We start from the raw sequence: 26,280 nt of genomic DNA, 5'->3' as shown, positions 1-26,280 counted from the left end.
GTGCCGGGGTCGGCCGGGGCGCCGGGGTCGGCCGGAGTGCCGGGGTCGGCCGGGTCCACCGGCGGGGCCGCCGGGAAGGTGTTGGTGACGACGATCTCCGCCGTACCCGCGGCCTCATCCGTGACGGTCGCCGCTGGGCCGACGGCGACGCTCGCCGCGCCGCCGTTCTCCGTCTCGGTGGCGGTGCACACGCTGGAGACCGGTGCCGTGAGGGTCTGCGTCTCGGCACCGGTGAAGGTCAGGGTGCGCGGATAGTCGGGTGCCGACTCCCCCGCCCACTGGCAGTCGACGACGACGGCGAACGGCCCCGTCGGCGTCCCGGCCCCCTCGACCGTCTTGGTGATCGCCAGCTGTCCCACACCGGTGCCGGCGCCCTCGCCGCCGGCGCTCAGGCGACGGACCGATCCGGGCGTGCTCCAGGACTCGCCGTCCGCCGTGACCGACAGGGTGTTGCGGTACACGTCGAGCGACGGGTCGGTCACGCTGTTCTGGAACTTGACCTGCACGATCTCGCCGTCGGCCACGGCGCGGCCCATCGTGACCGTGAGCTGCTGAGCGGTGCAGTCGACCGTGTAGTCGCCGGCGTCCACCGGCACGAGATCGGTGAGGAAGCCGTCGGCATCCGCAGTCGAGGTGTGCCGCACGAGGATCGGCGACGTGCAATCGACCTCTTGGCCGGGCTGTGCCGGGTCGTCGAACACGAGAGAGGAGAACGGGCCGCGGGGTGAGGCCACGGTCCATTGGAGGGCGCCCTGCGGGTGCGTCGTGCCCTGATCGGCGAGGTCGGTCCAGGCGCCGGCCTTGCTGGGGGCGGTGCGGTCGATGCCAGGAACGCCCGTGGCCTCGATGCCGTCGTCGAACGTGACGCCCCCGTCACCCGTGAACGTGATCGGCACGGTCGTGCCGGTCTGCGTGGTCTGGAACTCGGCCCAGAAGTGCGCCGTGCCGTGCACGGAGAGCGGGTGCGTGGTGACGTAGTCGGTGAGGGTGAAGGTCGCGAGCCCCTCGGGGGAGAGGGACGCCTCCGCGACCTCGGCGCCATCGGTGTCGGTCAGGACGAACCCCTGGGTGAGCGCGAGCAGTTCGGGTGGGAGCTGCAGCGTGAACGTGTCGCCCGCGCGGGAGTCGTCGGGGACGCTCCACGCGAGGTCGATCTGCACGTCCGACCCGGCGTCGGCGCTGCTCTGCACCACCTCCGCGCTGGTGATGGCTCCGTCGATGGTCGCCGCCGAGGCGGCCGACGCCGCAGCGAGGGAGCACGCGAGCAGTGCGGTGGAGGCGCCGGTGGCGGCGAGTGCGCGCGAGTATCTGGTCTTCGTCATTGATTGTCCTTCGTGAGCGCTGCCCCGAGAGGCGAGTGGTGACACTAACGCGTAGCATGTTACCCTATGGCTGGGAGGGTCGAGCCCGTCGAGCTCGCGGAGGGGCCGAGCTCGGCAGGCGCGAAAGCACCAGCGGTGCGACGAACAAGGGGCGGTTCCTCTCCGACGGGAAAGGAACCGCCCCTTTTCGCCGTTCGGATCAGGCGACGGGCGCGAAGACCTTCGGGGGATGCGTGGCGGCGACGAGGGCGCGAAGGTCTTCCAGCGTGCCGAGGGTCGCACCGAGTGCGCGGCCCTGGATCAGGACGTTCCCCAGGGCGGTCGCCTCGACCGGGCCCGCGAGGACCGGGAGGCCCGAGCGGTCGGCGGTCGCCTGGCAGAGCAGGTCGTTGAGCGCGCCGCCCCCGACCAGGTGGATGCGGTCGAGACTGCGGCCGGAGAGCTCGGCGGCCGTGTGCACCGCCTCGGCGAACGCCGCGGCGATGGACTCGATGATTGAGCGCACGAACGCCGCACGCGTCGACGGCGCCGGTTGCGGCAGCAGGGCGGCGATCCGGGCGGGCATGTCCCCCGGCGCGCTCAGCGACGGGTCGTTCGCGTCGAACACCGGGACCTGGTCGGGGACGGCCGACGCCGCGGCCAGCAGTTCCGGCAGTGCGATCGGTGCACCGTCTTCGGCCTCCCACGCGCGCACCGTCTCACTGAGCAGCCAGAGCCCCGTGACGTTGTGCAGGAAGCGATACCGGCCGTCGGCTCCGCGCTCGTGCGTGAAGTTCGCCTCCCGCGCGTCGTCGGTGAGCACGGGTGCGCGCAGCTCGACGCCCACCAGGCCCCAGGTCCCGCACGAGATGAACGCGGATGAGGACGACTCCAGCGGAACGGCGACGACGGCGGACGCGGTGTCGTGCGAGGCCACCGCCACCACGGGCAGGCTCGCACCGATGCGTGCCGCGATCCCGGGGGTCAGCGTGCCGACGACCGTGCCGGCGTCGACGAGTTCGGGCAGGAGCCGTGGCGGGATCCCCGCCCTGACCGCGAGCTCGGTGTCCCATTCGCCCGACCGCACCCCGAGCAGGCCGGTGGTGGAGGCGTTCGTGCGCTCCGCCACGCGCCGGCCCGTGAGGAGGTACGCGAGGAGGTCGGGGATGAGTAGAGCCGTGTCCGCCTCCGTGAGACGCGGGTCGGCACGGAACTGGTACAGCGTCGTAAACGGCAGGAACTGCAGGCCGTTGCGCTCGTACAGCTCCGCGAAGGGCACCTCGCCATGCACCTCGGCCACGCCACGGGCGGTGCGGCGGTCGCGGTAGTGGAACGGCTCCCCGAGCAGCTCGCCGTCGCGCAGCAGCCCGTAGTCCACCGCCCAGGAGTCGATCCCGATGCTCTCGATGGACGGCTCGCGGCGGACGGCCTCGGCGAGCCCGTCCACCACGTGCTCGTACAGGGCGGCGAAGTCCCAGTGCAGTCCGTCGGCACGCTCCACCGCTCCGTGCGGGAACCGCGAGACGGGTTCCAGGTCGAGCACCCCGGGGCCGATGCGCCCGATCATGACCCGGCCGCTGGTCGCGCCCAGGTCGACCGCGGCCACCGCCCTGACCCTCGTGTCGTTCATCGGCCGGTGACCCTCATCGCAGGAACGCGGCGGCGACGCCGGAGTCGACGGGGATGTGCAGGCCGGTGGTGCGGCTCAGCTCCGGTCCGGTGAGCACGTAGACGGCATCGGCGACGTTCTCCGGCACGACCTCGCGCTTGAGAATCGTGCGGTTGGCGTAGAACTGGCCGAGGTCCTCTTCCTTGACACCGTACGTGGCGGCACGGTTGGCGCCCCAGCCCGACGCGAAGATGCCGGAGCCGCGCACGACGCCGTCGGGGTTGATGCCGTTGACCCGCACGCCGTGCTCGCCGAGCTCGACCGCGAGCAGCCGCACCTGGTGGGCCTGGTCGGCCTTGGTCGCGGAATAGGCGATGTTGTTCGGGCCCGCGAACACGGAGTTCTTCGACGAGATGTAGATGATGTCGCCGCCGAGCTTCTGATCGATCAGCACGCGGGCCGCGGCCTTCGACACCAGGAACGAGCCCTTGGCCATGACGTCGTGCTGCAGGTCCCAGTCCTTCTCGGTCGTCTCCAGCAGCGGCTTCGACAGGGAGAGCCCCGCGTTGTTGACGACCAGGTCGACGCCGCCGAACGCGAGCAGGGCCTCGTCGAGCGCGGCCTGCACGGCCTCGGCATCCGCCACGTTCGCGGCGACGCCGATCGCGACGTCGGTGTTCCCGAGCTCGGCGGCCGCGGCCTGCGCCTTCTCGAGATCGAGATCGGCCACGACCACGCAGGCGCCCTCGGCGGCCAATCGGGTCGCGATCGCCTTGCCGATGCCGGAGGCGGCGCCGGTGACGAACGCGATGCGACCCTGGTGGGTCTTCGGCTTCGGCAGCCGCTGGAGCTTGGCCTCCTCCAGCGCCCAGTACTCGATGCGGAACTTCTCGGCGTCGGAGATCGGGGCGTAGCTCGACACCGCCTCGGCGCCGCGCATGACGTTGATCGCGTTGACATAGAACTCGCCGGCGACGCGCGCGGTCTGCTTGTTCGCGCCGTAGGAGAACATGCCCACGCCGGGCACGAGCACGATGAGCGGGTCGGCGCCGCGGATGGCGGGGGAGTCGGGGGTGGCGTGCGCGTCGTAGTAGGCCCGGTAGTCGGCGCGGTACTGCGTGTGCAGCTCGTGCAGACGCGCGATCTGCTCGTCGACGGTCGCCGTGGGGGGCAGGTCGAGGATCAGCGGCTTCACCTTGGTGCGCAGGAAGTGATCGGGGCAGCTGGTGCCCAGGGCCGCGAGGGCGGGCGCCTTCTCGGCTGCGAGGAAGTCGAGCACGACGGCGTCGTCCGTGAAGTGCCCCACCATCGGCTTGTCGGTCGAGGCGATGCCGCGGATGGTGCCGGCGAGGGCCGCGGCCCGACGGCGACGGTCGGCCTCGGGGAGCGCCTCGAACCCCGGGCGGACGGGACCGAACGGCTCGGCGCGGCCGTGGTCGGCGAGGTACGCCGCCGCGGTGTCGATGATCCAGAGGGAGTTCGCCTCGGCCTCGTCGGAGGTGTCGCCCCACGCCGTGATGCCGTGCCCGCCGAGGATGCAGCCGATCGCGGCGGGGTTCTCCGCCTTGATGGCGGCGATGTCGAGTCCGAGCTGGAAACCAGGGCGCCGCCACGGCACCCACACCACGCGGTCACCGAAGATCGCGGTCGTCAGGGCCTCGCCGTCGGCGGCGGTCGCGATCGCGATGCCCGAGTCGGGGTGCAGGTGGTCGACGTGTGCCGCGTCGACGAGTCCGTGCATGGCCGTGTCGATCGAGGGGGCTGCCCCGCCCTTGCCGTGCAGGCAGTAGTCGAACGCGGCGACCATCTCGTCTTCGCGGTCGATTCCGGGATACACGTCGACGAGCGCCCGCATCCGGTCGAGGCGCAGCACGGCGAGGCCGCTCTCGGTGAGGGTGCCCAGGTCGCCGCCCGAGCCCTTGACCCACAGCAGTTCGACGGGCTGCCCGGTGACGGGATCGATCTCGGTGCCCTTGGCCGAGGTGTTGCCCCCGGCGTAGTTGGTGTTCTTCGGGTCTGCGCCCAGACGGTTGCTCCGCGCGATCAGCTCGGCGGCGGTCGGGTTGGTCATGACGATCTCCTGCACCATCGGGGGAGCGCCGCAGCGCTGTTAAGTCCTGTGAAAGATAACACGATCTGACGCGAGCGCCAAGGGTCAGCGCACCTCGGCGATCCCCCGGAAGGGGTCGAGGCGCTCATCCGCCGGATCGAGATCGGTGATCAGCACGTCCACCTGCGCGGGCTCGAGGGCGCGGGCGACCGACCGACGACCCAGCTTGGTCGCATCGACGCAGAGCACCGTGGTGCTCGCCTGCGCGGCCAGCGCCCGCTTGACCTCGGCCTCCTCCACCGACACCTCGGAGGAGCCGTCGACCTCGTCGAGGGCATCGGCCGAGGCGAAGAACACGTCGAAGTACACCGCCTGCAGGCTGCGGAGGGCGAGGGGTCCGATCAGGCTGCCCGTGGTCGGCTCGGCGGTGCCGCCCGACAGCACCGCGGTCACCCCCTCCCGCGGCTGCAGCAGCTGGAAGGTCTCGACGGCGTTGGTGTACACGGCGAGTGCGTCGCGCGGTCCGAGCACCGCGGCGAGCGTGCTGATCGTCGTCGACGCGTCGAGGGCCACCGTCCCGGCGGCCGGCACCAGGTGCAGCGCCTTCTCGGCGATCACCCTCTTGGCGCTCGCCCGCATGCTGCGCCGGGCGTCGAAGGGTCGGGCGCGGGGAGCCGCGGTCGCCCCGCCGCGCACCCGTCGCACCCGCCCCTCGGCCTCGAGCTCGAGGAGGTCGCGCCGGATCGTCATCGACGACACCGCGAACAGCTCCGCTGCCCCGTCGATCGAGACGCCCTCGGGGCCTTCGGCCATCGCGACCAGCTCGTCGCGGCGGCGCTGAGCGTCGAGGTTTCCGGAAAGAGCCATACCGGGAATCTAGCCGGTGGGCGTGCGCTGCCGACCGCCGCGATCGACGAGCGTGGTCGGCACGCGGTGCAGGGCGGGTGGCGCGGCGGCGTCCCCCGCGATGCGGTCGAGCAGGGTGGTGGCGGCCAGGGCGCCCAGCGCGGCGACGTCGTAGGCCACCACGCGCAGCGGCCGCGGCAGCATCCACGACAGCTCGAAGTCGTCGAAGCCGGTCACCGCGACGTCGGCATCACGCCGCGTGAGCTCTTCGAGGGCTCCGACCGTCGCGCGGTTGTTGCCGCAGAACAGGGCCGTCGGCGGGCGGGGGCCGTCGAGGAGGCGCGCCGTGGCAGCCGCGGCGTCCTGCGGGGTGTGGATGCCCGTGACGAGGAGCGACGGATCGAGCGCGCGGCCCGCGGCGGCGAACGCCTCCTCGGCCCCGGCCAGCCGCTCGCGCATCGTGTAGATCTCCGTCGCGTCGAGCAGGAGCCCGATCCGCTCATGCCCGCCCAGCAGTTCGGCGACCGCCGCCCGTGCACCGCCGCGGTTGTCGAGCAGCACGGTGTCGGCGGGGATGCCGTCGCCCGGGCGGTCGAGGAACACGACCGGCGTGCCGTGGGCGACCTCGGGCGCCAGGTAGCCGTGATCGGTCGCGGCGGGGACCAGGATCAGGCCGCCCACCCGGCGCTGGCAGAGGTCGAGGGCGAGGCGGCGCTCGACGGCGGGATCCTCCTCGCTGGAGGCCATCAGGACATGCAGACCCCGCTGTGACGCGACGGCCGACACGGCCGCGGCGATCCCCATCGAGAAGGAGTTGGAGAGGTCGGCGGCGAGGAACCCGATGGTGTCGTTGGTGCCGGAGCGCAGGCTCGCCGCGAGGGCGTTGCGGTGGTATCCGAGGCGGTCGATGGCCTCGCGCACGCGGTCGGCCAGGGCGGGGTCGACGTTGGGCTCCGCGTTGATGACGCGCGAGACGGTCTTCAGACTGACCCCCGCCGCGGCGGCCACGTCGTTCATCGTCGGCCTGCCGCTGCCGCGCATCGTGCGCCCTCCGCTCACCACCTCTCCACGATAGGAGCGTGCGCGCCGTTCACCCGCGCGGCGCGACGGCCGCGCCCGACTGATGCGAGGCGATGGCCGCCGCGAAGATCCGATGCGTCGCGGCCGCCTCCTCCGGTCGCACGGTGCCGAAGCCGTCGCCGAGGAGCCCCTGATGCTCGGCGAGGAACGCCGCCCACATCTGCAGGATCGCATCCGAGAAGCCCGACTCGAAGTTCGGCCCGGTCACCGTGGGCCACACCGACTGGCTGCCGGCGTCGATGCGCTGCCAGCTCTGCTCGCGCCCGACCCCCGGCACGTCGATCAGCGCGAACACCTGCACCTCCTTGGGGTTCTTGGTGCTGAAGCGCACGGCGCCCTCCATGCCGATCGCCTCGAACTCCCAGGTGTTCTTCTCGCCGGGGGCGATCCGCTTGGTCTCGGTCGTGAGCGGGAACCCCGCCCCGTCGTGCGTCGCCCACGAGTGCAGGACAGCGTTGTCCCAGGTGTCGCACGGCTGCGGGGTGCCGTCGGGTCCCGGCCGTTCGGTGACGATGTCCTGCAGCACGCCGCTGACGGTCTCGGGCATCCAGCCCAGGCGCAGCGGCACGTGCCAGGTGTGCATGCCGAGGTCGTTGAGCACCCCGGCCTCGCCGCAGAACCGCTGCTGGCGCTTCCAGTTCAGCGGCTTCGCCGTATCGAGGTCGCTGGCGTGCAGGAACGCGCAGCGCGCCTCGACGATGCGACCGAGCGCCCCGGAGCGCACGTAGTCGACCGCCCACTGGGCGCCGGGGAAGTACGGCATCTCACTCGATACCCGTACGAACGACCCGGGGGTCTCGTCGATCGCCCGGAGGATCGCGTCGGCGGCGGCCCCGTCGATGCCGAAGGGCTTCTCGGCCAGCAGGGCCTTGCCCGCCCGGATCGTGTCGACGTAGAGCTGCTCATGCAGGTCGTGGCGGACGGCGATGTAGACCACGTCGATGTCGGGGTCTGCCAGCAGCTCATGGTGGTCGGTGGTGGTGAGGCGCACGGTGTCGATCCCGGCGAACCACTCCAGGGCCGCGGGGTTGATGTCGCACACCGCCACGAGCTGCGGGTCGGCGGGGTGGTCGACGAGCGCGGGCCAGCGGCGCAGGGCCGCCGCGATCTCTCGGCCCATCAGACCCCCGCCGATGATGCCGACGTTCACGCGGCGCCCGCTCATCGCGTCGCTCCGATCAGGCGGAGCGCGTCGTCGACCGAGGCGTCGTCGTGCACCACGGCCATCAGGGCTGCGGTGATGCCCCGGGGGTCGTCGTGCTGGATGACGTTGCGGCCGTACACGATGCCGCGGGCACCCTGCGCGAGGACGGCGACCGTGCGCTCGAGGAGCGTGCGATCGTCGACGCGTCCGCCGCCGCGCACCAGGACCGGGGTGTCGCCGGCGGCCTGGATGACGCGGTGGTAGTCGGAGATCTCGTCGGTGGGATCAGCCTTGATGAGGTCGGCCCCGAGCTCCCTGGCCTGCCGCACGAGCGTGACGATCTTGGCGGTGTCGCCGTCCACCGCATAACCCCCCGCGCCCGCCCGGGTCTGCATCACCAGCGGCTCGATCATCAGGGGCATGCCGTAACGCTCGGCGTCGGTGCGCAGCGCGAGGATCGACCGGATGCACTGCTCGCGCACCTCGGGGTGGCCGGGGAGGTCGAGCAGGTTCACGCACACGGCGACCGCGTCGAGCCGCACCGCCACCTCGATCGCGTCGGGCACGTGGATCGAGTGCAGCGGCGACTCCAGCGGGTCGTTGTAGACGTTGGCGATGTCGGTGCGCAGCACGAGGCCGGGCTTCTGCTTGCCGGGGACGGACTGCAGCAGCGGGGCCTGGCCGAGCGTCAGCTGGATCGCATCCGGGCCCGCGTCGACGAGGGTGCGGACGGTCGCGGCCATGTCCTCGATGCCGGTGAGGAACGAGTGCTCGTGGAAGGCCCCGTGGTCGACGGCCACGTCGAGGGCGCGACCGGAGCGGGCGTGGAACAGGCGGTGGAGGCGAGGCTTCGTCATCGATGGTGCTCTCTGCGTGAGGGTGGCGCGGCGATGCGCACGATCAGTATGCAGAGACGAGACAACGTTGTCAATCGCGAGGATCCGGGCCGGACGAGCGCCTGCTACGGTGGCCGCACGCGCGCCAGGACGGCGCGGGAGAAGGGCGGGAGATGGTGGCGGAGCTGTACGGGGCGCCGATCGACGAGGCCTGGCGACGGCTCGGGCACCGCGGGCAGGCCGTGACGGTGGAGTCGTCGCTGCGGACCGACGGACCGGATGCGGGGAGCCGCCGGATCCGGGTCGTCAACGGCGACCTCGACCTCGAGGTCCTGCCCGATCGCGGCCTCGACCTGGGGCAGCTGCGGGTCGCGGGCATGCCCTTCGCGTGGACCTCGGCGACCGGATTCCCCCCGATCGTCCCCGGGCCGGACGACGACGGCTGGCTCCGGTCGTTCGGGGGTGGGCTGCTGACGACCTGCGGACTGCGCAGCTTCGGAGCGCCGTCCGTCGACGAGGGTGAGGCGCATCCGCTGCACGGCCGATACTCGTCGCTGCGCGCCGAGGTCACGCGCACCGAGGTGACCGACCGCGAGGTCGTGGTCGAGGGCACGGTCCGCGAGGTCGAGGTCTTCGGGGTGCACCTCGAACTCCGGCGCCGCATCAGCACGCCGATCGGGTCGCGCCTGGTCCGGGTGCAGGACCTCGTGGTCAACCGCGGGGCGGCCGCCGTGGAGCCCATGGTGCTCTACCACCTCAACCTCGGCTGGCCGCTGGTCGACGAGGGGACCGTGCTGCACTCGCCGGCGACCGCTGTCGAGCCCCGGGACGCGCAAGCGCGGGCGGGCCTCGGCTCGTGGGACCGGTTCCCGGCCCCGGCGGTGTCGTATCCCGAGCAGGTGTTCCGCCACGAGCTGCCGCTTCGGGAGCGGGTCGACATCGTCGTCGAGAGCCCGCGCGGGGCGGCGGTCCGCATCGCCGTCGACACCGCACGCCTGCCGGCGCTGTTCCAGTGGCGCGTCGCCGAGGAGCGCGGCCACGTCGTCCTGGGGATCGAGCCGGCGACCGTGCCGACGATCCTCGGCCGGGCCGATGCGCGGGCTCGCGGACTGCTGCGCCCGCTGGCGCCCGGCGGGGTGCTCGAACTGGGCGTCGACGTCGAGGTGACGCCCGGCGGGTGACCGCTCGCAGCGGTGGGCTGCGATCGAATCGGCGCTTGACAACGTTGTCGACCCGGTCGCATGATGTTCCCATCGAACTCGCGATGGCCGCGGATTCAACGATGACAACGATGTCGAGGTGGCAATGGAGCACGAGCGCGACGAGTCGAGCGCGACGGTGGGCACCCAGCGTGACGGGCGCCGCCGGGCGCGCATCACCGACGTGGCGCAGCTCGCCGGCGTGAGCATCAAGACCGTCTCGCGCGTCGTCAACGGCGAGAGCGGCGTGCTTCCCGAGACCCGCGAACGCGTCGCCGCCGCGGTGCTCGAGCTCGGCTTCGTGCCCGACCGTCGCGCCCGGTCGCTCAAGCGCGGCGACACCGACACCATCGGCATCCTCATCGACGCCATCTCCGACCCGTTCTTCGCCGCGTTCGTCAGCGCCGTCGAGGAGCTCGCCGTCGCCGAGGGCCTCAACGTGCTCTTCGCCAGCACCGTGCACGACGCCGCACAGGAGCGCGAACAGCTCGAACGTCTCACCGGCGACCGCCTGCGCGGGCTCATCATCTCGCCCTTCGCGATCGAGTCCGCCGAGCTGGCGGCGCTGCGGCAGCGGTTCCCGGTGATCTGCGTCGACCGTTCGCGCGAAGGCATCGACTCGATCGTCGTCGACGACTACGGCGCCACGCTCGAAGCCGTCCGCGGCTTCCTCTCCCGCGGGCACCGCCGGATCGGCTTCATCGGCGAGGAGATCCCGTACCCCACCGTGTTCGAGCGCCTGAGCGCCTACCGCGACGCCCACGCCGAGGCCGGGGTCGAGGTGGACGAGAGCCTGATCATCGCGCAGGGCCGCCACCGCGAAGAGCGGTCGATCAGCGAGCTGCTCGCCCGCCCCGACGCGCCGACGGCCCTCTTCTGCGCCACCAGCCCCGCCGCCATCGCGACCATCCACGTGCTCAGTGCCGACCGCGTGCCGATGCCCGCGCTGATCTCGTTCGGCGACTTCCAGTTCGCCGACGTGTTCACCCCCGGCATCACCTGCGTCGACCAGGACCCCCGGCTGATCGGCGAGGCGACGTTCCGGCGGCTGATGCAGCTCGGCGCCGACCCCCAGGCCGAGCCGGAGCACATCGTCGTCCCCACTCGTCTCATCGCCCGCGGCTCGGGCGAGATGGCCCCCGAGCGCGACGCATCCGCCCGCCCGATCGGAGACCTGCGATGAACCCGGTCCTGCTGCCGCCCAACCCCGTCCAGCACTTCTACCGCGGCGGCGACCGCATCGCGGCGCTGCGCGGGATCGAGCCGGAGACCGACCACCAGCCCGAGGAGTGGCTGGGCGCGACGGTGTCGCGGTTCGGCACGCCGGACACCGGTCTCGCCGTCACCGCCGACGGTGCACTGCTGCGCGACCTCGTGACCGCCGACCCCGCGGCCTGGACCGGCCCGGGGAGCGGAGCCGACGCGGGCGACGTGGGACTGCTGGTCAAGCTGCTCGACGCCCGCCAGCGCCTCCCCGTGCACGTGCACCCCGACCGGGCGTTCGCCACGAGCCACCTGGACTGCCCGTACGGCAAGACGGAGGCGTGGTTCGTGCTCGACACCGAGGCCGACAGCGCCGTGCACCTCGGCTGGAACACCGACCTCGACCGGGCCGAGCTGGACTGCCGCCGCGACGCCCAGGACAGCGAGTGGATGCTCGCGCACATGAACCGCGTCGTCGTGCGCGAGGGCATGGGCATCCTCGTGCCCGCCGGCACCGCGCACGCCATCGACGGCGGCATCTTCGTCGCCGAGGTGCAGGAGCCCACCGACTTCTCCATCCTGCTGGAGTGGTCGGTCACCACCTCGACCCGCGAGGAGTCGCACCTGGACCTCGGCTTCGACGCCGTGATGCCCGCCGTCTCGGCCGACCGCCTCGCCCCCGAGCAGCTCGCCGCACTGATCAGCGACGCGGGCACGACGCCCGCCGGCCCGCGCTTCCGCTCGCTCCTGCCCGCCGCCGCCGACCCCTTCTTCCGCCTCTGGGACGCGGCCGTCTCCGGGGACGTCTCGACCGAGCGCCCTGCCGGCTTCGGCGTCGTGCTGGTGCAGGAGGGGGAGGGCGAGCTGGTCGGCGCGTCCGGCCGGATCGCCGTCTCGCACGGCCAGGCGTTCGCCGTGCCGCACGCCTTCGGCGCCTGGCACCTCGCGGGTGACGCACGCGTGCTCGTCGCCGAGCCGGGCGCGGGATGGCCGACCACGCTCACCGGGACCGGGATCCGATGAACGGCTACGTCGTCGGGGTCGACATGGGATCGACCAGCATCAAGCTCCTCGTCGCCGACACCGACGGACGCCAGGTGCTCGTCGCGAGCCGCCGGTCGCCGTGGACGAGCCGTGAGCACGGCCGCGCCGAGATGCCCGCCGCGGTCGCCGTCGACACCGTCCGCGAGCTCGCCCACGAGGCCGACGTCCTGCTGCGCGTGCACGGCCCCTACCGCGTGCTCGCGCTCGGGGTGTCGGGCATGGCCGAGGCCGGCGTGCTGCTGGATACCGCCGGAGAGCCCGCGGCGCCCGTCATGGCCTGGTTCGACCCGCGCGGTGCCGCCGAGATCCTCGCCACCCCCGACGCCTTCCGCGCGGAGTTCCTCGGACGGACCGGACTGCCGGTGGGCCCGCTGGCCTCCATCGCCAAGATCCTGCACCTGCGCGAGTCCGGGGTGGACCTGCGCGGACGCACCTTCCTCACCGTGCCGGAGCTGGTGGTGCACGCCCTCGGCGGCCCCCGCGTCGCCGAGTACTCCCTGGCGTCGCGCACCGGGCTGCTCGACCAGGACGACAGCACGCCGTGGGACGCCGCCTTCGAGGTGCTCGGCGTGGGCGACGACCTGCTCGCGGAGCGCGTCGGCGCGGGCAGCGCCGTGGGCATCCTCTCGGACGACGCCATGCCCGACGGCTTCCGCGGCGCCGTGCTCACCGTCGCCGGCCACGACCACCTCGTCTCCGCCGTCGCGGTGGGCGCCGTCCACAGCGGACAGCTGTACGACTCGATGGGCACGGCCGAGGCGCTGGTGCGGGTGCTCGACGGCCCGCTGCCGTTCGACGCGCGCGAACGGCTCGCCCTCGCCGGCATCAACACCGTGCGTCATGTGCTGCCGGGCAAATACGTGCTGCTCGCCGGCACGAAGTCCGGTCTGCTCATGCGGCGCGTGCTGCAGCTGCTGGGCATCGCCGACGCCGCGGGCCGGGCGCGGATCGATGAAGCCGTGATGGCGCTGCCCGTCACCGGCACCCTCGCCGACGGGGCCCTCGCGGTCAGTGGTGCCCGCAACGACGACGGCGAGCTGAAGATCGTCGCGAACGGCGACGGCCTCGACCCGGCGGAACTGTTCACCGCGACGCTGCTGCACGGCAACGACATGTGCGCCGAGCTCATGGAGGTCATGGACCGCGAGGTCGCGCCGCCCACCTCGACCGTGCTGACCGGGGGCTGGTCGAGCATGGCGAGCGTCGTCCGCGCGCGCCGACTCGTGCTGCCCGATGTCACGGTCGCCACGCACGACGAGGCCACCGCCTACGGCGCCGCGCTGTTCGCCGCGTTCGCCGCGAGCACCCGCACCGACTTCGAGAGCGTGGCCGCGGCGTTCCGCTCCGGCCACTCCGATCACGACAACAGCAAGGGAAGGAGCTGACCCATGTCGCTCAGTTCTACGGTTCCGGTTCTCCAGGCGCGCGGACTCTCGCGCCAGTTCGGCCACGTGCGCGCGCTGAACGACGTCGACTTCGAGGTGTATCCGGGGGAGGTGACGGCCCTCATCGGCGACAACGGCGCCGGCAAGTCGACGCTCGTCAAGGCGCTCTCGGGCAACCTCGCCGTCGACTCCGGCACGATCCTGTTCGACGGCGAAGAGGCCGACATGTCCACGCCGTCCGCGGTGAGCGCGCTCGGTGTCGAGACCGTCTACCAGGACCTCGCACTCGCGCCCCACCTCGACCCGGTGCAGAACATGTACCTCGGCCGCGAGCTGCGCCAGACCGGCGTCGCCGGCGCCCTCGGCTTCATGAAGACCAAGGAGATGCGCGCGCAGTCGCGGGCCGCCTTCGACGAGCTGGGCGCCACCGTGCGCTCGCTCACCTCGCCGGTGGGGGAGATGTCGGGCGGCCAGCGGCAGGCCATCGCCATCGCCCGCGCCGTGCACTGGGCTTCGCGCGTGGTGTTCCTCGACGAGCCCACCGCGGCGCTGGGCGTGCGGCAGACGCAGAACGTGCTCGAGACCATCCGCCGGGTGCGCGACAAGGGCATCGCCGTGGTGTTCATCTCGCACTCCATGCCGCACGTCATGGAGGTCTCCGACCGCATCCAGGTGCTGCGCCTGGGCACGCGCGTCGCCAACATCCCCGCCGCCGACACCTCCATGGAGGAGCTCGTCGGCCTCATGACCGGCGCCGTGACCCGCGACGCCGCCCCGCCCGTGGCCGACGTCGCCCCCGAAGGCGACGTCGCCGAGACCTCCGCCGCTGACAAGGAGCCGAACCGATGAGCACGACGAAGCCCCCCACGGAGACCGTGGCGATCGGCACCCTCGAGGAGCCGAAGAACGGCTACTTCCGCAACCTGCTCCGCGCCCAGGCCTTCCAGATCCTGCTCGTGCTGATCGCGATCGTCGTCGTGTTCAGCCTGCTGGCACCCGACACGTTCGCGCAGTGGTCGAACTTCCGGCTGATCATCCAGAACGCCTCGATCCTCGCCGTGCTCGCGGTCGGCATGACGTACGTGATCATCACGGCCGGCATCGACCTCTCGATCGGCTCGGTGCTGGTGTTCTCCGGCGTCGTCTCGGCCATGGTCATGCGCGCCATCGGCGGGGCGGGCTGGGGCACGGCCGTGGTCGGCATCCTCGTCGCGATCGCCTGCGGCATCGGCTGGGGACTGCTCAACGGGTTCCTCATCGCCAAGGCGAAGATCCCGCCGCTGATCGTCACGCTCGGCACGCTGGGCATGTCGCTCGGCCTCGCGCAGATCCTCACCGGCGGCGTCGACATCCGTGAGGTGCCCGCCGTGCTGACCACCACCATCGGCTACGGCAACGTGCTCGGCACGATCCCCACCATCTCGGTCATCGCCCTCGTGATCATCGTGATCGGCGGAGTGGTGCTGCACTTCACCCGCTTCGGCCTGCACACCTACGCGGTCGGATCGAGCGAGCTCGCCGCGCGACGGGTGGGCGTGAAGGTGGACCGCCACCTCATCGCGATCTACACCCTCTCCGGCGGTCTCGCCGGCGTCGCGGGCATCCTCTCGCTGTCGCAGTTCTCTACCACCGCGATCGCCGGGCAGTCGCAGACCAACCTCAACGTGATCGCCGCGGTCGTCATCGGCGGCACGAGCCTCTTCGGCGGCGTCGGCACCATCGTCGGCACCGTCGTGGGCCTGTTCATCCCCGCGGTGCTGCAGAACGGCTTCGTCATCACCGGCGTGCCGCCGTTCTGGCAGCAGGTCGCCGTCGGCGCGGTGCTCATCACCGCCGTCTACGTCGACCAGGTCCGCCGCTCGGCCGCCATGCGCGGCAACTCCCAGAGCCTCTGGCGCAAGTTCGTCAGCGGGGGCCGGCGTACCTGACGCCCGGCCCACCACCATCCACACACAGTCAAGAGAAGAACGGTGATCACAATGAAGTGGAACAGGAAAGCGATCAGCATCGCCGCACTCGGCGCGTCCGCGACGCTCATCCTCGCCGGTTGCGCAGGCGGGGGCGGAGACGCGGGCGGCGACGGCGGATCCGGCGGCGGCGACGACGGCTACAACATCGCGTTCGTGCAGGGCGTGGCCGGAGACGAGTTCTACATCTCCATGCAGTGCGGCATCGAAGAGGCGGCCAAGGAGGCCGGAGCGACGGTGCAGGTGCAGGGCCCGGAGAAGTTCGACCCGACGCTGCAGAAGCCGATCGTCGACGCACTCGTCGCCTCCAAGCCCGACGCGCTGCTCATCGCCCCGACCGACGTGACCGCGATGCAGGCGCCCATCCAGGCCGCAGCCGACGCCGGCATCAAGGTCGTGCTGGTCGACACCACCCTGGAGGACCCGTCGATGGCGGTCTCGCAGATCGCGTCGGACAACGAGGGCGGTGGCGCCGCGGCGTTCGAGGCCATCCAGAAGGCGCACCCCGAGGGCGGCAAGGTGCTCGTGGTCTCGATCGACCCCGGCATCTCCACCTCCGACGCGCGCGGCGAGGGCTTCGAGAAGGCCGTCGCCGAGGACTCGAAGTTCGAGTCGCTGGGCATCGAGTACTCGCACAACGAGCCTGCGGAGGCCGCCCGCATCGTGACCGCCGCGCTGCAGGCCAACCCGGACATCGTCGGCATCTTCGCCGCCAACCTGTTCGCCGCCGAGGGCACCGCGACCGGCATCCAGCAGGCCGGCAAGCAGGGCGAGGTGACCGTGGTCGGCTTCGACGCCGGACCCGCGCAGGTCGAGGCGCTCCGCAACGACGTCGTCCAGGCGCTCGTCGCCCAGGAGCCGGCCACCATCGGCAAGGACGGCGTCGCCCAGGCGCTCGCCGCCCTCGAGGGAGACGCCACCGAGGAGAAGATCCAGACCGGGTTCACGGTCATCACCAAGGAGAACATCGACACCGACGGCGCCGACGCCGTCTACAAGTCGACCTGCTGACACCCCCTCCGGCGACCGGGGGATCCCCCGGTCGCCGGAGTCACCCCCGAGAGGACCCCATGAGCTTCCCTGATCTCGCCGGAAAGGTCGCCGTCGTCACCGGAGGCGCCCGCGGCATCGGCTACTCGCTCGCCACCGCCCTCGCCCGCGCCGGTGTGCGCGTGGCGCTGCTGGACCTGCTGCCCGAGGTCGAGGAGTCCGCCGCGCGGCTGGCATCCGAGACCGGAGCCCGCACCGCCGCCGCCCTGGTCGACGTCACCGATGCCGACTCGGTCGAGCGCGCCTTCGCGGCCGTGCGCGAGGAGCTCGGCGTCGCCGACCTGCTGGTGACCGCGGCCGGCATCACCATCTGGGGCGACTCGACCGAGGTCGATCCCGGCACGTGGGCGAAGGTCGTCGACGTGAACCTCAGCGGCACGTTCTACTGCACGCAGGCCTTCGCCCGACCGCTGCGGGCGGAGGGCCGCGAGGGGTCCGCGATCCTCATCTCGTCGATGTCGGGCCGGGTGGTCAACGTGCCCCAGCATCAGGCGTCGTACAACGCGTCGAAGGCCGCCGTCGACCAGCTGGCGAAGTCGCTCGCCGTGGAGTGGGCGCCCGCGATCCGGGTCAACGCCATCGCGCCCGGCTACATCCTCTCCGATATGACCCGCCAGTTCACCGAGGCCAACCCCGAGCTGGCCGCCGACTGGGTGTCGATGATCCCGGCCGGCCGCATGGGCGTGCCCGCCGACCTCGACGGCCTGCTCCTGCTGCTCGCCTCGTCGGCCTCGTCGTACCTCACCGGGCAGACGCTGGTGATCGACGGCGGCTACACCGCGATCTGACATGACGGCCGCCTACCTCGCCGTCGACCTGGGCTCGTCGAGCCTGCGCGTCATGGTCGGCCTGCTGCGCCCCGACGCGCCGGACGGGCCCCGGATGGCGGTTCGGGAGGCCGCCCGGTTCCCCAACACCCCGGTGCCGCGCGCCGAGGGGCTCGGGTGGGACGTGCCTGCGCTCTTCGACGGCGTGCTCGCCGGACTCCGCGCGGGCGTCGCGATCGCCGCGGAGGAGGGAGCGGAGCTGCGCGGCATCGGCGTGGACGCGTGGGGCGTGGACTACGCCCGGCTCACCGTCGACGGCACCCTGCGTCCGTTCGTGCGGCACCACCGCGCTGCCGACCCGGACCTCGCGGCCCGCACCTCCGCCGGCCGCGACCTCGCCGCCGACTACGTCGTCACCGGGGTGCTCGACCAGGCCATCAACACGGCCCATCAGCTGCGGCAGGACCAGTCCGCGGGCATCGGCGACCCCGACGACACGATCCTGCTGACCGCCGACATCGTCGTGCACCTGCTCACCGGGCGGGTGGGGGCCGAGCCCTCGCTCGCCTCGACCACCGCGCTGCTCGACCGGGCGACCGGGGACTGGTCGGCCGCGCTCGCCGCGGGTCTTCCCGCCCGGCTCCCTCCCGTGGTGCCGACGGGATCGTCGGCCGGGCCCACCACCGCCCGGGTCACCGCGGCGATCGGCGCCGCGCACCCCGTGCCCGTCTTCGCGGTGACGGCGCACGACACCGCCGCCGCATTCATGGCCGTGACCGCCGCCGACGACGAGGGGACCGGTGTCGTCTCCAGCGGGAGCTGGGGGGTGGCCGGGGTGGCCCTGCCCGCGCTGCTGCGCGACGACCGCGCCCGCCGCGACGGCTTCACGCAGGAGATCGGCGCCGGGGGCGACACCCTGCTGGTGAAGAACCTCAGCGGCATGTGGCTGCTGCAGCAGACGCTGCGCGAGTGGGCAGCCGCCGACGGCGAGGCCGAGCCGTCGCTCGACATGCTCACCGCGCTGCTCGACGCGGCGGCCCGGTCGTCGTACCCCGGTCTCTTCGATCCCGCCGACCCCGCGCTGCAGGCCCCGGACGACCTGGTCGCGCGGTTGGTGCGGGCGTGCGTCGAGGGCGGGGCCGAGCCGCCGTCCACCAGGGCCGACCTCGTCCGCGCCATCGTGGACAGCCTCGCCGTCGCCTACGCCGACACCGTCGCGCTCGCCGCCCGCCGGAGCGGACGCACCCTGGAGCGCATCCGCATCGTCGGCGGCGGCGCGCGCAACGCCCTGCTGTGCGCCCGCACCGCCGCCCGCAGCGGGCTTCCCGTCATCGCCGGGCCCGTCGAGGCATCCGTCCGCGGTGTGCTGCTGCAGGTCGCGCTCGCCGCCGGCGACCTGCCCGACACCGCGACCGCCCGGGCCCTCCCGGTCGACGACGGCGACGGCCCGCCGCGCGTCCACCACCCCGCCCCCCACCCGATCGGAGCCCCTGCATGACCTCGCGTGAGCTGCTCGCCGCCCTCAGCCGCCGCCTCGGCGACCCCGCCCTCGACGCGGCCGTCCTCGGCGAGGGCAACACCTCGATGCGCGAGGGCGACACGATGCTGGTCAAGGCCTCGGGCGCCGTGCTCGGAGCCGCCCGCCCGGAGGACTTCGTACCGCTGGTGCTCGCCGAGGCGCGCGAGCTCATCGACGACGAGCGCGCGACGGGCACCGATGTCGACCGCTACTTCGACCGGGTCGCGGAGGCGGAAAGACGACGGCCCTCGGTCGAGGCGCTGCTGCACGTGGTGCTCTACGACCAGACGCCGGCGCGGGTGATCGCCCACGCGCATCCGACCGCGGTGAACGCCGTGCTGTGCTCGCAGAGACCCGAGCTGCTGGTGGAGGGTGCGCTGTTCCCCGACCAGATCGTGGTGCTCGGAGCGACCCCGCTGCTGGTGCCCTACATCGATCCGGGTCTCGCCCTCGCGCGGGAGGTGCGGGCGCGGCTCGCGGCGCACATCGACGCCCACGGCTCACCGCCCGTCACCGTGTACCTGCAGAACCATGGGATGTTCGCGACCGGCGCGACGGCCGACCAGGTCATCGGGATGACCGCGATGGCGCAGAAGTGCGCGCGGGCGATCATCGGTGCCGAGACGCTGGGCGGGGTGCGGTTCATGCCGGCCGACGAGGTGCGGCGCATCGACACCCGGCCCGATGAGATCTACCGGCGGGCGCTGCTCGCAGAAGGAGGGGAACGATGAGCGGTGTGTCGGTGAAGGACCGGGTGGCGCTGCTGACCGGGGCGAGCTCGGGCATCGGGCTGGCGACCGCGCAGGCGCTCGCGGCAGCCGGCTGCCACGTGGTCGCCGTGGCGCGCGACGAGCAGCGGCTCGCGGCGCTCGCCGCGGAGCATCCGGAGCGGGTCACGACGATCGCCGCCGATGTGTCGGAGCCGCAGAGCGCCGAGGACGTCGTGGCCGAGACCCTGCGCCGCCACGGCCGCCTCGACATCGTGCTGCCCAACGCGGGGATCTATCTCGGCGGCGATCTCGCCGATGCGACGGTCGCTCAGATCGCAGCGGTGGTGGCCACCAACGTCACCGGTGTGATGGCGCTGGTGCGCGCGGCGCTTCCCCCGCTGCTGGCGCAGGGCAGCGGCGACATCCTCGTCACGAGCTCGGTGTCGGGGCACCAGGACATCGAGTGGGAGCCGGTGTACTCCGCCAGCAAGCACGCCGTGCAGTCGTTCGTGCACACGGTGCGTCGTCAGTACGCCGACAGCGGGGTGCGCATCGGGGCGATCGCGCCCGGGGTCGTGCTCAACCCGCTGTGGGGCTTCGCGCACGGCTCGCCCGAGGAGGCGGAGCGCATCGCCGAGGGCACGGGCATCCGGTCGTCGGACGTGGCGGATGCGATGCTGTTCATGCTGACGAGGCCGCCGCACGTGGTCGTGCGCGACCTGGTGCTGCTGCCGACCGGGCAGCCGATCTGAACGAGGGGGACCAGCCGTGACCGAGGCGCGTGCGCTGCCGGAGGGGACAGCAGGACCCGTCGTGACGCTGACCGCGGCCGGGGCGATCGACGCCACGTACCGGCTGCCCGTCCCGCTCGAGCGTGGAGCCTTCGTGCGCGCGTCCGGCTGGGAGCGGGAGGTCAGCGGCAAGGGCGTGAACGTGTCGGCTGCGCTGCGGGCGGCCGGCGTCACCACCGCGGCCGTGGTGGTGCTCGGGGCGGACGACGTAGCGTTCGCGGCGCAGTCGCCGCTGGCCGACGTGCTGCGGATCGTGACCGTGCCGGGGGCCACCCGGGTCAACACGTCGATCATCGATGCGGGCGGTGCCACCACGAAGGTCAACGCGCCGACGCCGCCGCTCACACCGGCGGCCTGGGAGGAGACGCGGTCCGCCGTGGTAGGGGCGTGCCGCGCGCTCGCCGCCTCGTGGCTGGTGGTGTCGGGCACGCTCCCGGAGGTGACCGGTGCCGAGGCCCGGATCGCCGACGTCGTACGCGCGGTGCGCGGCGCCGGGGTGCGCGTGGCCGTGGACACCAGCGGCGCCGCGCTCGCGGAGCTGGTGGCCGACCCGGCGGAGGTGGCGCTGCTGAAGCCGAACACGCACGAGCTCGCCGAGCTCGTGGGGCGTCCGCTGCGCACGATCGGCGAGGTGACGGCGGCCGCGCGCGAGCTGGTCGCCCGCGGTGTCGCCACGGTGTACACGAGCATGGGTGCCGACGGCGTGCTGGTCGTGACGGACGCGGCGGTGATCCACGCGCGGGCGGTCGCTCCGGCCGTCGTGAACACGGCCGGCGCGGGCGATGCCTCTCTCGCCGGCTTCCTGCACGGTCTCGGCGGCGCGTCCGGGGGACGGGCGGCGCTGACGACGGCGGCGTCGACCGCGGCCTCCTGGGGGGCGCTCGCCGTGAGCCGTCCGACCACGCTGCTCGACGCGGTGGAGGCGGCGCCGCGCGCGGTCGTCACGGACGAGCCCGACCCGGCGACGCGGTTGACCGAACCGGCGGTCTGACCCCGCCCCGGGCGCCCGTCAGCCGAGCGGGCGCAGGTGCAGGCCGTCAGCGTCGGCGGTGAGCGCGACGCGGTCGAGGCCGTCCACGACCAGGTCGGCGGGCAGCGCCTCGGCGTCGACCGTGCCGGTGACCGCGAGCACCGTGCAGCCGGCGGTCCGGGCGGCCGCGATCCCCGCGGCTGCGTCCTCCACCACGAGGCAGCGCGCGGGGTCCACTCCCAGGCGGGTCGCCGCGGTGCGGAACGGCTCGGGGTCGGGCTTGCCGCGGGTGACGTCGTCGGCGGTGACGAACACCCCCGGTGCCGCGAACCCGGCGGCCGCCAGTCGTGCGGCGGCGAGGGGTGCGGCTCCCGAGGTGACGATGGCGCGCCGGTGCGCGGGGACCGCGTCGTAGAGGGCCCGCGCTCCCGGCACGCTCGGCAGGTCGACCGCGTCGGAGAGCTCCAGGTCGAGGATGCGGTCGAGGCCCTCGGTGTGCTGCGCGGGGGCGAGCAGCCTCGACACGAGCACGCGGGCGGGCTGCCCGTGGTTCTCGTGCAGGGCCTCGGCCGAGACGCCGTAGTGGGCGGCGAAGCGGCGCCACGACCGGATGACCGAGGCGGTGGAGTCGACGAGGGTGCCGTCGAGGTCGAACAGCACCGCGTCGAACGTCCGGCGGAAGACCACGGCGTCGGGGTCGAGCGACGGACGCGGCCCGACGACGACGCGCACGCGCGCGAGCTGCTGCGCGGTCGACAGGTCGGCGTCGATGCGGGTCACTGGGATCGCCGGGGGAGGCGGGGTCTCGTCGGCGCGGTGGAGGTCTCGCGGGGCAGCCCGTTCGGCCCGCCGCGCGGCGAGCAGCTCGGGGTCGCCCGTGAGGTGGATCACGTGCGGGGTCGCCGGAGCCACCGCGGCGCGGAGCAGCTCCCACGCCGCTCCGCCCTGCAGCTCGCGCGTGAAGGGCGCCACGAGCACGGCTCCGCCCGCGGTGGCGACGGCGTCGGCGGCCACGGCCCGCAGCGCAGCGTAGCGACCCTCGCGTACGGCGGCGGCATGCGGCCCGCGCAGCCAGTGGCCGTTCCAGAGCTCGGGCGGGAGCGCGTCGAGGAGGGGGGTCGTGACGGCGTCGAGGTCGAGGAGCGGGACGCCGAGCTCGGCGGCGAGGGCGCGGCCGAGGGTGGTCTTGCCGCTTCCCGCGACCCCGGCCACGACGACCACGTGGGCGTCCGACGGTTGACAGGTCTCGGTCATACCCCCACCATAGAAGAGAAAGACACCGGTGTCATGGTTGATTTTCCGCGGATCATCGGTTTCTGCCCACGAGAAGAGGAACCCATGCTCACCCGCACCGTCGCCAACCCGCTCACGACGCTCGAACGCCGTGCCCTGCAGTCCCTCTCCACCCCCGACGGCGGCATGCTCATCGTCGCCGCCGACCAGCGCAACGGCATGAAGGCCGCCATCCCCGACGCACCGGGCGGCCCCGACGCCATCACCCGCGAAGAGCTGTCGGCGGTGAAGGCCGACCTCGTGCGCCACCTGGCCGTGCACGCGCCGGCCATCCTGCTCGACCCCGAGGTCGCCCTGCCGGCCGTCGTCGACGACGGCGTGCTCGACCGCGACACCGCCCTCGTGGTGGGCCTCGACGCGTCCGGCTTCGAGACCGTCGACGGTTTGCGCTACACCCGCTTCGTGCCCGGCGTCACCCCGCGCACGGTGCGCGAGCTCGGCGGCGGGGTCGCCAAGATGCTCTACTACACGCGGCCCGACCGGCAGGGGCGCGACTCCCGCGTCGCCGACGAGATGCGCGCGCTCATCGCCGAGTGCGAGGCGGAGGGACTCCTGCTGATCGTCGAGCTGCTCACCTACCGCCTCGACGACGAGACCGAGGAGGAGTACGCGGACGCCTTCCCGGCGCTCGTCGCGGAGGGGGCCGCGCTCGCCGTCGCGGCCGGTGCGAAGATCCTCAAGCTGCAGTACCCGGGATCCGCCGAGGCCAGCGCCGCGGTGACCGAGGCGGCCCAGGGGGTGCCGTGGGCGGTGCTGTCGGCCGGGGTCGACCACGAGACCTTCATCGGTCAGGTCACCACGGCGGTCGCGAACGGGGCGGCGGGAGCGATGGCCGGACGCTCGCTGTGGAAGGACAGCCTCTCGTACGACGCCGCCCGCCGCGAGGAACTGCTGACGACCCGCGCGCTGCCGCGACTGCGCGAGCTGGCCGCCGCCGTCGACGGGCGCGGCTGAGCGCGGCGCGGCCGGTAGGGTGGCCGGAGGCTGCCCCGCCCCGGGGGCGAGGAGGTACCTGTGACGACCATGCGTGACGTCGCCGCGCGCGCGGGCGTGAGCACCAAGACGGTCTCGCGCGTGTTCAACGACGACCCGCACGTGCTGCCGCACACCAGGGCCCTGGTCGAGCAGGCCATGCGCGAGCTCAACTACGTCCCCAACGTGCTGGCCACCACCTTCCGCGCCGGGCGGACCTCGGTCATCGGCGTCGCGGTGCCCGACATCGTCGACCCGTTCTTCGCCTCGATCGCCCGCGCCATCGAAGACGTCGCGCGCGGGCGCGGACTGTCCACGCTCGTCACGAGTCTGGGGTCCGACCCGGAGGGGGAGCGTCCGGCGATCGAGTCGATGCTCGGCCGGCAGCTGTCGGGACTGGTGATCGCCCCGGTCGGGGTCGACCACTCCTGGTTGGAGCGGTGGCGCGAGCACACGCCGATCGTGTTCGTCGACCGGGCGCCCGTCGGCCTCGACGCCGACACGTTCGTCGAGGCCGACGAGCGCGGGGCCGTGGCGGCGGTGCAGCACCTGATCGGCCACGGGCACCGGCGGATCGCCTACGTCGGCGACGCCGTGCACCTGTCCACCGAGGCGAACCGGCTGGAGGGCTGGCGACGCGGGCTCGCGGAGGCGGGGATCGCGGCCGACGCGGAGCTGGTGCGATCCGGCGTCTCGGATCGGGAGGCGGCACGGCAGGCGGTGGCGCAACTGCGGGCCCTCGACGACCCGCCCACCGCCCTCTTCTCGGCCAACGCGCGGTGCTCGATGGCGCTCGCCGCGGCGCTGCGCGACGAGCCCCTCGCGATCGTCGGCTTCGGCGACTTCCCGATGGCCGACGTTCTGACGCCGGCGCTCACCGTGATCGACCAGGACCCGTATCGCCTGGGCACGCTCGCCGCGGAGCGCATCTTCGACCGGCTCGGCGGTGCGGAGCCCGCAGGGCCGGCGGTCGCTGTGATCGACGTCGACCTGGTCGAGCGCGAGTCGTGCCGCACCGGGGCCGCCCCGGTCTGAGCCCCTCGACCCGCGGGTCAGCCCAGGGCGGCGATGCTCGCGCGGGCCCCGAGCGTGCGGAGCGAGGCGCGCGCGGCGACGAACTCCGCCCGCAGCCGCGCGTCGCGCCCCAGATCGCCGAAGACCTCCGTGCAGTCCAGGAACGCGCCGGGTTCCGCGGCCTCGGCGGCCACCGCCGCGCGCAGCAGGGCGAGCCGGCGGTCGGACACCGGGGTCGGCGTCCCGTCTTCCGCGACACCCTCGAGGAAGACGCTCCAGGCCGCGAGCACGAGCACGGCGTGCGCGATCGAGCCGCCCGTGGCGAGCCGCTCCCGCACGACCGGGAGCAGGAAGGTGGGGATGCGGTCGGAGCCGTCCACGACCTGCCGGGCGAGGGTGTCGCGCACGGCCGTGCTGCCGAACCGGGCGAGCAGCTGCTCCCCGTACGCGTCGAGGTCGATGCCCGGTACGGGACGCAGGGTGGGAACGGCCTCCTGCTGCATGTACCCGCGCAGGAAGGTGCGGAAGAGCGGGTCCGCGCACACCTCGTGCACCATGGTCGCCCCGGCGAGGATGCCGAGGTAGCTCATCGCCTGGTGTGAGGCGTTCAGCAGCCGGAGCTTCATGAGCTCGTACGGCTCGACGTCGTCGACGAGCTGCACGCCGACCGTGTCGAACGCCGGGCGGCCGAGCGGGAAACGGTCCTCGAGCACCCACTGCACGAAGTCCTCGGAGCGCACCGGCCACCGGTCGTCCACGCCGAAGCGCTCCCGGACGAGCGCGCGGGTCTCGTCGGTGGTCACCGGGGTGATGCGGTCGACCATCGAATGGGGGAACGCCACGTTCGTGTGGATCCAGGCCCCGAGTTCCGGGTCGAGCCGGTCGGCGAAGCCGCTGAGAGCCGTGCGGGCGACGCCGCCGTTGCCGGGGATGTTGTCGCACGACAGGACGGTGAACGGCGCGATCCCGGCCGCGCGGCGGCGGGCGAGGGCGGCGGCGAGGTGTCCGAGAGCGCTCCGGGGCGGGGTACCGCGCCCGTGCGCGGCGTCGTCGAGGTCGGCGAGGGTCCCGGCGTCCTGCGGCACGAAGGCGCCGGTGCGCTCGTCGATCCCGTAGCCGCCCTCGGTGATCGTGAGCGAGACGATGCGCGTGGCGGGGTCGCTCAGGCGCGCCTGGACGGCCTCGGGGTCGTCGGGCGCGAAGAGATACTCCGTGAGCGCACCGATCACGCGGGCCGACTCCGTGCCGTCGGGCGTCACGGTCACGAGCGTGTACAGCCCGTCCTGCGCGGCGAGGGCGTCGCGCATGGCGGCGTCGTGGGGCAGCAGGCCGACGCCGGAGATGCCCCAGTCCGCGTCTCCCGCGGCCAGGAGCCGGTCGACGAACATGGCCTCGTGCGCGCGGTGGAAGTTGCCGACGCCGAGGTGCACGATGCCGGGTCGCACGCGGGCCCGGTCGTAGGCGGGACGGGCGACGGCGGCGGGCAGCCGCTGCAGCGTCCCGGCCGCGAGGGCGATCGGGGCGACCGGG

General features: G+C 73.1%; 23 protein-coding genes. 14 read left to right on the top strand and 9 right to left on the bottom strand.

The window, feature by feature from the left end; genetic code table 11:
• From DW297_RS00870 to DW297_RS00840, 7 genes are all read right to left on the bottom strand, one after another.
• The coding region (locus DW297_RS00870; RefSeq protein ID WP_240744479.1) for an Ig-like domain-containing protein at nt 1-1,322 on the bottom strand (1,322 nt) is incomplete at its 3' end.
• Between the two features lie 199 nt (nt 1,323-1,521).
• Entirely contained in the window at nt 1,522-2,931 is a 1,410-nt protein-coding gene (locus tag DW297_RS00865; RefSeq protein ID WP_136028619.1) for a rhamnulokinase, read from the bottom strand.
• Nucleotides 2,932-2,944: 13 nt separating this feature from the next.
• Nucleotides 2,945-4,981, bottom strand: a complete 2,037-nt coding sequence (locus DW297_RS00860; protein ID WP_136028618.1) for a bifunctional aldolase/short-chain dehydrogenase — start codon at nt 4,979-4,981, stop codon at nt 2,945-2,947.
• An 84-nt stretch (nt 4,982-5,065) separates the two neighbouring features.
• The gene (locus DW297_RS00855) at nt 5,066-5,827 is read right to left on the bottom strand and encodes a DeoR/GlpR family DNA-binding transcription regulator (protein ID WP_136028617.1); all 762 of its coding nucleotides are present in this window, start codon (nt 5,825-5,827) and stop codon (nt 5,066-5,068) included.
• 9 nt (nt 5,828-5,836) lie between these two features.
• Entirely contained in the window at nt 5,837-6,865 is a 1,029-nt protein-coding gene (locus DW297_RS00850) for a LacI family DNA-binding transcriptional regulator (protein ID WP_240744478.1), read from the bottom strand.
• Nucleotides 6,866-6,896: 31 nt separating this feature from the next.
• Nucleotides 6,897-8,051 (bottom strand): Gfo/Idh/MocA family protein, encoded by a 1,155-nt coding sequence (locus tag DW297_RS00845; protein ID WP_136028616.1) that lies wholly within the window; start codon nt 8,049-8,051, stop codon nt 6,897-6,899.
• Complete coding sequence (locus DW297_RS00840) at nt 8,048-8,887, bottom strand: class I fructose-bisphosphate aldolase (protein WP_136028615.1); 840 nt, start codon at nt 8,885-8,887, stop codon at nt 8,048-8,050. Before DW297_RS00840 ends, DW297_RS00845 begins: the two co-directional genes overlap by 4 nt.
• Before the next feature lie 152 nt (nt 8,888-9,039).
• On the opposite strand from DW297_RS00840, the gene DW297_RS00835 reads away from it, so the two are divergent.
• From DW297_RS00835 to DW297_RS00780, 12 genes are all read left to right on the top strand, one after another.
• Complete coding sequence (locus DW297_RS00835; protein ID WP_136028614.1) at nt 9,040-10,047, top strand: aldose 1-epimerase family protein; 1,008 nt, start codon at nt 9,040-9,042, stop codon at nt 10,045-10,047.
• Nucleotides 10,048-10,171: 124 nt separating this feature from the next.
• Nucleotides 10,172-11,248, top strand: a complete 1,077-nt coding sequence (locus DW297_RS00830) for a LacI family DNA-binding transcriptional regulator (protein WP_206251804.1) — start codon at nt 10,172-10,174, stop codon at nt 11,246-11,248.
• Nucleotides 11,245-12,291 carry a class I mannose-6-phosphate isomerase gene (locus tag DW297_RS00825; protein WP_136028612.1) on the top strand — a complete coding sequence of 349 codons (1,047 nt, stop codon included), beginning with the start codon at nt 11,245-11,247 and terminating at the stop codon, nt 12,289-12,291. Before DW297_RS00830 ends, DW297_RS00825 begins: the two co-directional genes overlap by 4 nt.
• Nucleotides 12,288-13,697 (top strand): FGGY-family carbohydrate kinase, encoded by a 1,410-nt coding sequence (locus DW297_RS00820; protein ID WP_136028611.1) that lies wholly within the window; start codon nt 12,288-12,290, stop codon nt 13,695-13,697. Before DW297_RS00825 ends, DW297_RS00820 begins: the two co-directional genes overlap by 4 nt.
• 3 nt (nt 13,698-13,700) lie before the next feature.
• Nucleotides 13,701-14,546 (top strand): ATP-binding cassette domain-containing protein, encoded by an 846-nt coding sequence (locus tag DW297_RS00815; RefSeq protein WP_136028610.1) that lies wholly within the window; start codon nt 13,701-13,703, stop codon nt 14,544-14,546.
• Entirely contained in the window at nt 14,543-15,625 is a 1,083-nt protein-coding gene (locus DW297_RS00810; protein WP_136028609.1) for an ABC transporter permease, read from the top strand. The genes DW297_RS00815 and DW297_RS00810 overlap by 4 nt, the downstream gene beginning before the upstream one ends.
• A 51-nt stretch (nt 15,626-15,676) precedes the next feature.
• Entirely contained in the window at nt 15,677-16,675 is a 999-nt protein-coding gene (locus tag DW297_RS00805) for an ABC transporter substrate-binding protein (protein ID WP_136028622.1), read from the top strand.
• A gap of 59 nt (nt 16,676-16,734) precedes the next feature.
• Complete coding sequence (locus DW297_RS00800; RefSeq protein ID WP_136028608.1) at nt 16,735-17,502, top strand: SDR family oxidoreductase; 768 nt, start codon at nt 16,735-16,737, stop codon at nt 17,500-17,502.
• A 1-nt stretch (nt 17,503) separates the two neighbouring features.
• Complete coding sequence (locus DW297_RS00795; protein ID WP_136028607.1) at nt 17,504-18,979, top strand: rhamnulokinase; 1,476 nt, start codon at nt 17,504-17,506, stop codon at nt 18,977-18,979.
• Nucleotides 18,976-19,731: a class II aldolase/adducin family protein gene (locus DW297_RS00790; RefSeq protein WP_136028606.1), complete on the top strand. Its 756-nt coding sequence runs from the start codon at nt 18,976-18,978 to the stop codon at nt 19,729-19,731. The genes DW297_RS00795 and DW297_RS00790 overlap by 4 nt, the downstream gene beginning before the upstream one ends.
• Nucleotides 19,728-20,462 carry an SDR family oxidoreductase gene (locus DW297_RS00785; protein ID WP_136028605.1) on the top strand — a complete coding sequence of 245 codons (735 nt, stop codon included), beginning with the start codon at nt 19,728-19,730 and terminating at the stop codon, nt 20,460-20,462. Before DW297_RS00790 ends, DW297_RS00785 begins: the two co-directional genes overlap by 4 nt.
• Before the next feature lie 16 nt (nt 20,463-20,478).
• Nucleotides 20,479-21,492, top strand: a complete 1,014-nt coding sequence (locus tag DW297_RS00780) for a 1-phosphofructokinase family hexose kinase (protein ID WP_136028604.1) — start codon at nt 20,479-20,481, stop codon at nt 21,490-21,492.
• A gap of 18 nt (nt 21,493-21,510) precedes the next feature.
• Here the strand turns inward: DW297_RS00780 and DW297_RS19080 are convergent, their stop codons facing one another.
• Nucleotides 21,511-22,725, bottom strand: coding sequence for an HAD-IA family hydrolase (locus tag DW297_RS19080; RefSeq protein ID WP_136028603.1), 1,215 nt, complete (start codon nt 22,723-22,725; stop codon nt 21,511-21,513).
• Between the two features lie 84 nt (nt 22,726-22,809).
• Between DW297_RS19080 and DW297_RS00770 the strand changes: the two genes are divergently transcribed.
• Together DW297_RS00770 and DW297_RS00765 are read left to right on the top strand one after the other, a co-directional pair.
• Nucleotides 22,810-23,718, top strand: a complete 909-nt coding sequence (locus tag DW297_RS00770) for a tagatose-bisphosphate aldolase (RefSeq protein ID WP_136028602.1) — start codon at nt 22,810-22,812, stop codon at nt 23,716-23,718.
• Nucleotides 23,719-23,787: 69 nt separating this feature from the next.
• Nucleotides 23,788-24,771, top strand: coding sequence for a LacI family DNA-binding transcriptional regulator (locus tag DW297_RS00765; RefSeq protein ID WP_136028621.1), 984 nt, complete (start codon nt 23,788-23,790; stop codon nt 24,769-24,771).
• A 17-nt stretch (nt 24,772-24,788) separates the two neighbouring features.
• Here the strand turns inward: DW297_RS00765 and DW297_RS00760 are convergent.
• The coding region (locus tag DW297_RS00760) for a mannitol dehydrogenase family protein (protein ID WP_342589016.1) at nt 24,789-26,280 on the bottom strand (1,492 nt) is incomplete at its 5' end.

This window comes from Microbacterium sp. PF5 (assembly GCF_004794315.1).
Lineage (GTDB): Bacteria > Actinomycetota > Actinomycetes > Actinomycetales > Microbacteriaceae > Microbacterium > Microbacterium sufflavum.
This window is presented reverse-complemented; position numbering and strand designations above follow the sequence as displayed.

Coding starts and splice junctions, on each gene's coding strand:
- DW297_RS00815 (WP_136028610.1), top strand. CDS start 13,701: ATGTCGCTCAGTTCTACGGTTCCGGTTCTCCAGGCGCGCGGACTCTCG.
- DW297_RS00855 (WP_136028617.1), bottom strand. CDS start 5,827: ATGGCTCTTTCCGGAAACCTCGACGCTCAGCGCCGCCGCGACGAGCTG.
- DW297_RS19080 (WP_136028603.1), bottom strand. CDS start 22,725: ATGACCGAGACCTGTCAACCGTCGGACGCCCACGTGGTCGTCGTGGCC.
- DW297_RS00810 (WP_136028609.1), top strand. CDS start 14,543: ATGAGCACGACGAAGCCCCCCACGGAGACCGTGGCGATCGGCACCCTC.
- DW297_RS00860 (WP_136028618.1), bottom strand. CDS start 4,981: ATGACCAACCCGACCGCCGCCGAGCTGATCGCGCGGAGCAACCGTCTG.
- DW297_RS00820 (WP_136028611.1), top strand. CDS start 12,288: ATGAACGGCTACGTCGTCGGGGTCGACATGGGATCGACCAGCATCAAG.
- DW297_RS00830 (WP_206251804.1), top strand. CDS start 10,172: ATGGAGCACGAGCGCGACGAGTCGAGCGCGACGGTGGGCACCCAGCGT.
- DW297_RS00770 (WP_136028602.1), top strand. CDS start 22,810: ATGCTCACCCGCACCGTCGCCAACCCGCTCACGACGCTCGAACGCCGT.
- DW297_RS00835 (WP_136028614.1), top strand. CDS start 9,040: ATGGTGGCGGAGCTGTACGGGGCGCCGATCGACGAGGCCTGGCGACGG.
- DW297_RS00845 (WP_136028616.1), bottom strand. CDS start 8,051: ATGAGCGGGCGCCGCGTGAACGTCGGCATCATCGGCGGGGGTCTGATG.
- DW297_RS00785 (WP_136028605.1), top strand. CDS start 19,728: ATGAGCGGTGTGTCGGTGAAGGACCGGGTGGCGCTGCTGACCGGGGCG.
- DW297_RS00790 (WP_136028606.1), top strand. CDS start 18,976: ATGACCTCGCGTGAGCTGCTCGCCGCCCTCAGCCGCCGCCTCGGCGAC.
- DW297_RS00865 (WP_136028619.1), bottom strand. CDS start 2,931: ATGAACGACACGAGGGTCAGGGCGGTGGCCGCGGTCGACCTGGGCGCG.
- DW297_RS00840 (WP_136028615.1), bottom strand. CDS start 8,887: ATGACGAAGCCTCGCCTCCACCGCCTGTTCCACGCCCGCTCCGGTCGC.
- DW297_RS00805 (WP_136028622.1), top strand. CDS start 15,677: ATGAAGTGGAACAGGAAAGCGATCAGCATCGCCGCACTCGGCGCGTCC.
- DW297_RS00825 (WP_136028612.1), top strand. CDS start 11,245: ATGAACCCGGTCCTGCTGCCGCCCAACCCCGTCCAGCACTTCTACCGC.
- DW297_RS00765 (WP_136028621.1), top strand. CDS start 23,788: ATGCGTGACGTCGCCGCGCGCGCGGGCGTGAGCACCAAGACGGTCTCG.
- DW297_RS00795 (WP_136028607.1), top strand. CDS start 17,504: ATGACGGCCGCCTACCTCGCCGTCGACCTGGGCTCGTCGAGCCTGCGC.
- DW297_RS00800 (WP_136028608.1), top strand. CDS start 16,735: ATGAGCTTCCCTGATCTCGCCGGAAAGGTCGCCGTCGTCACCGGAGGC.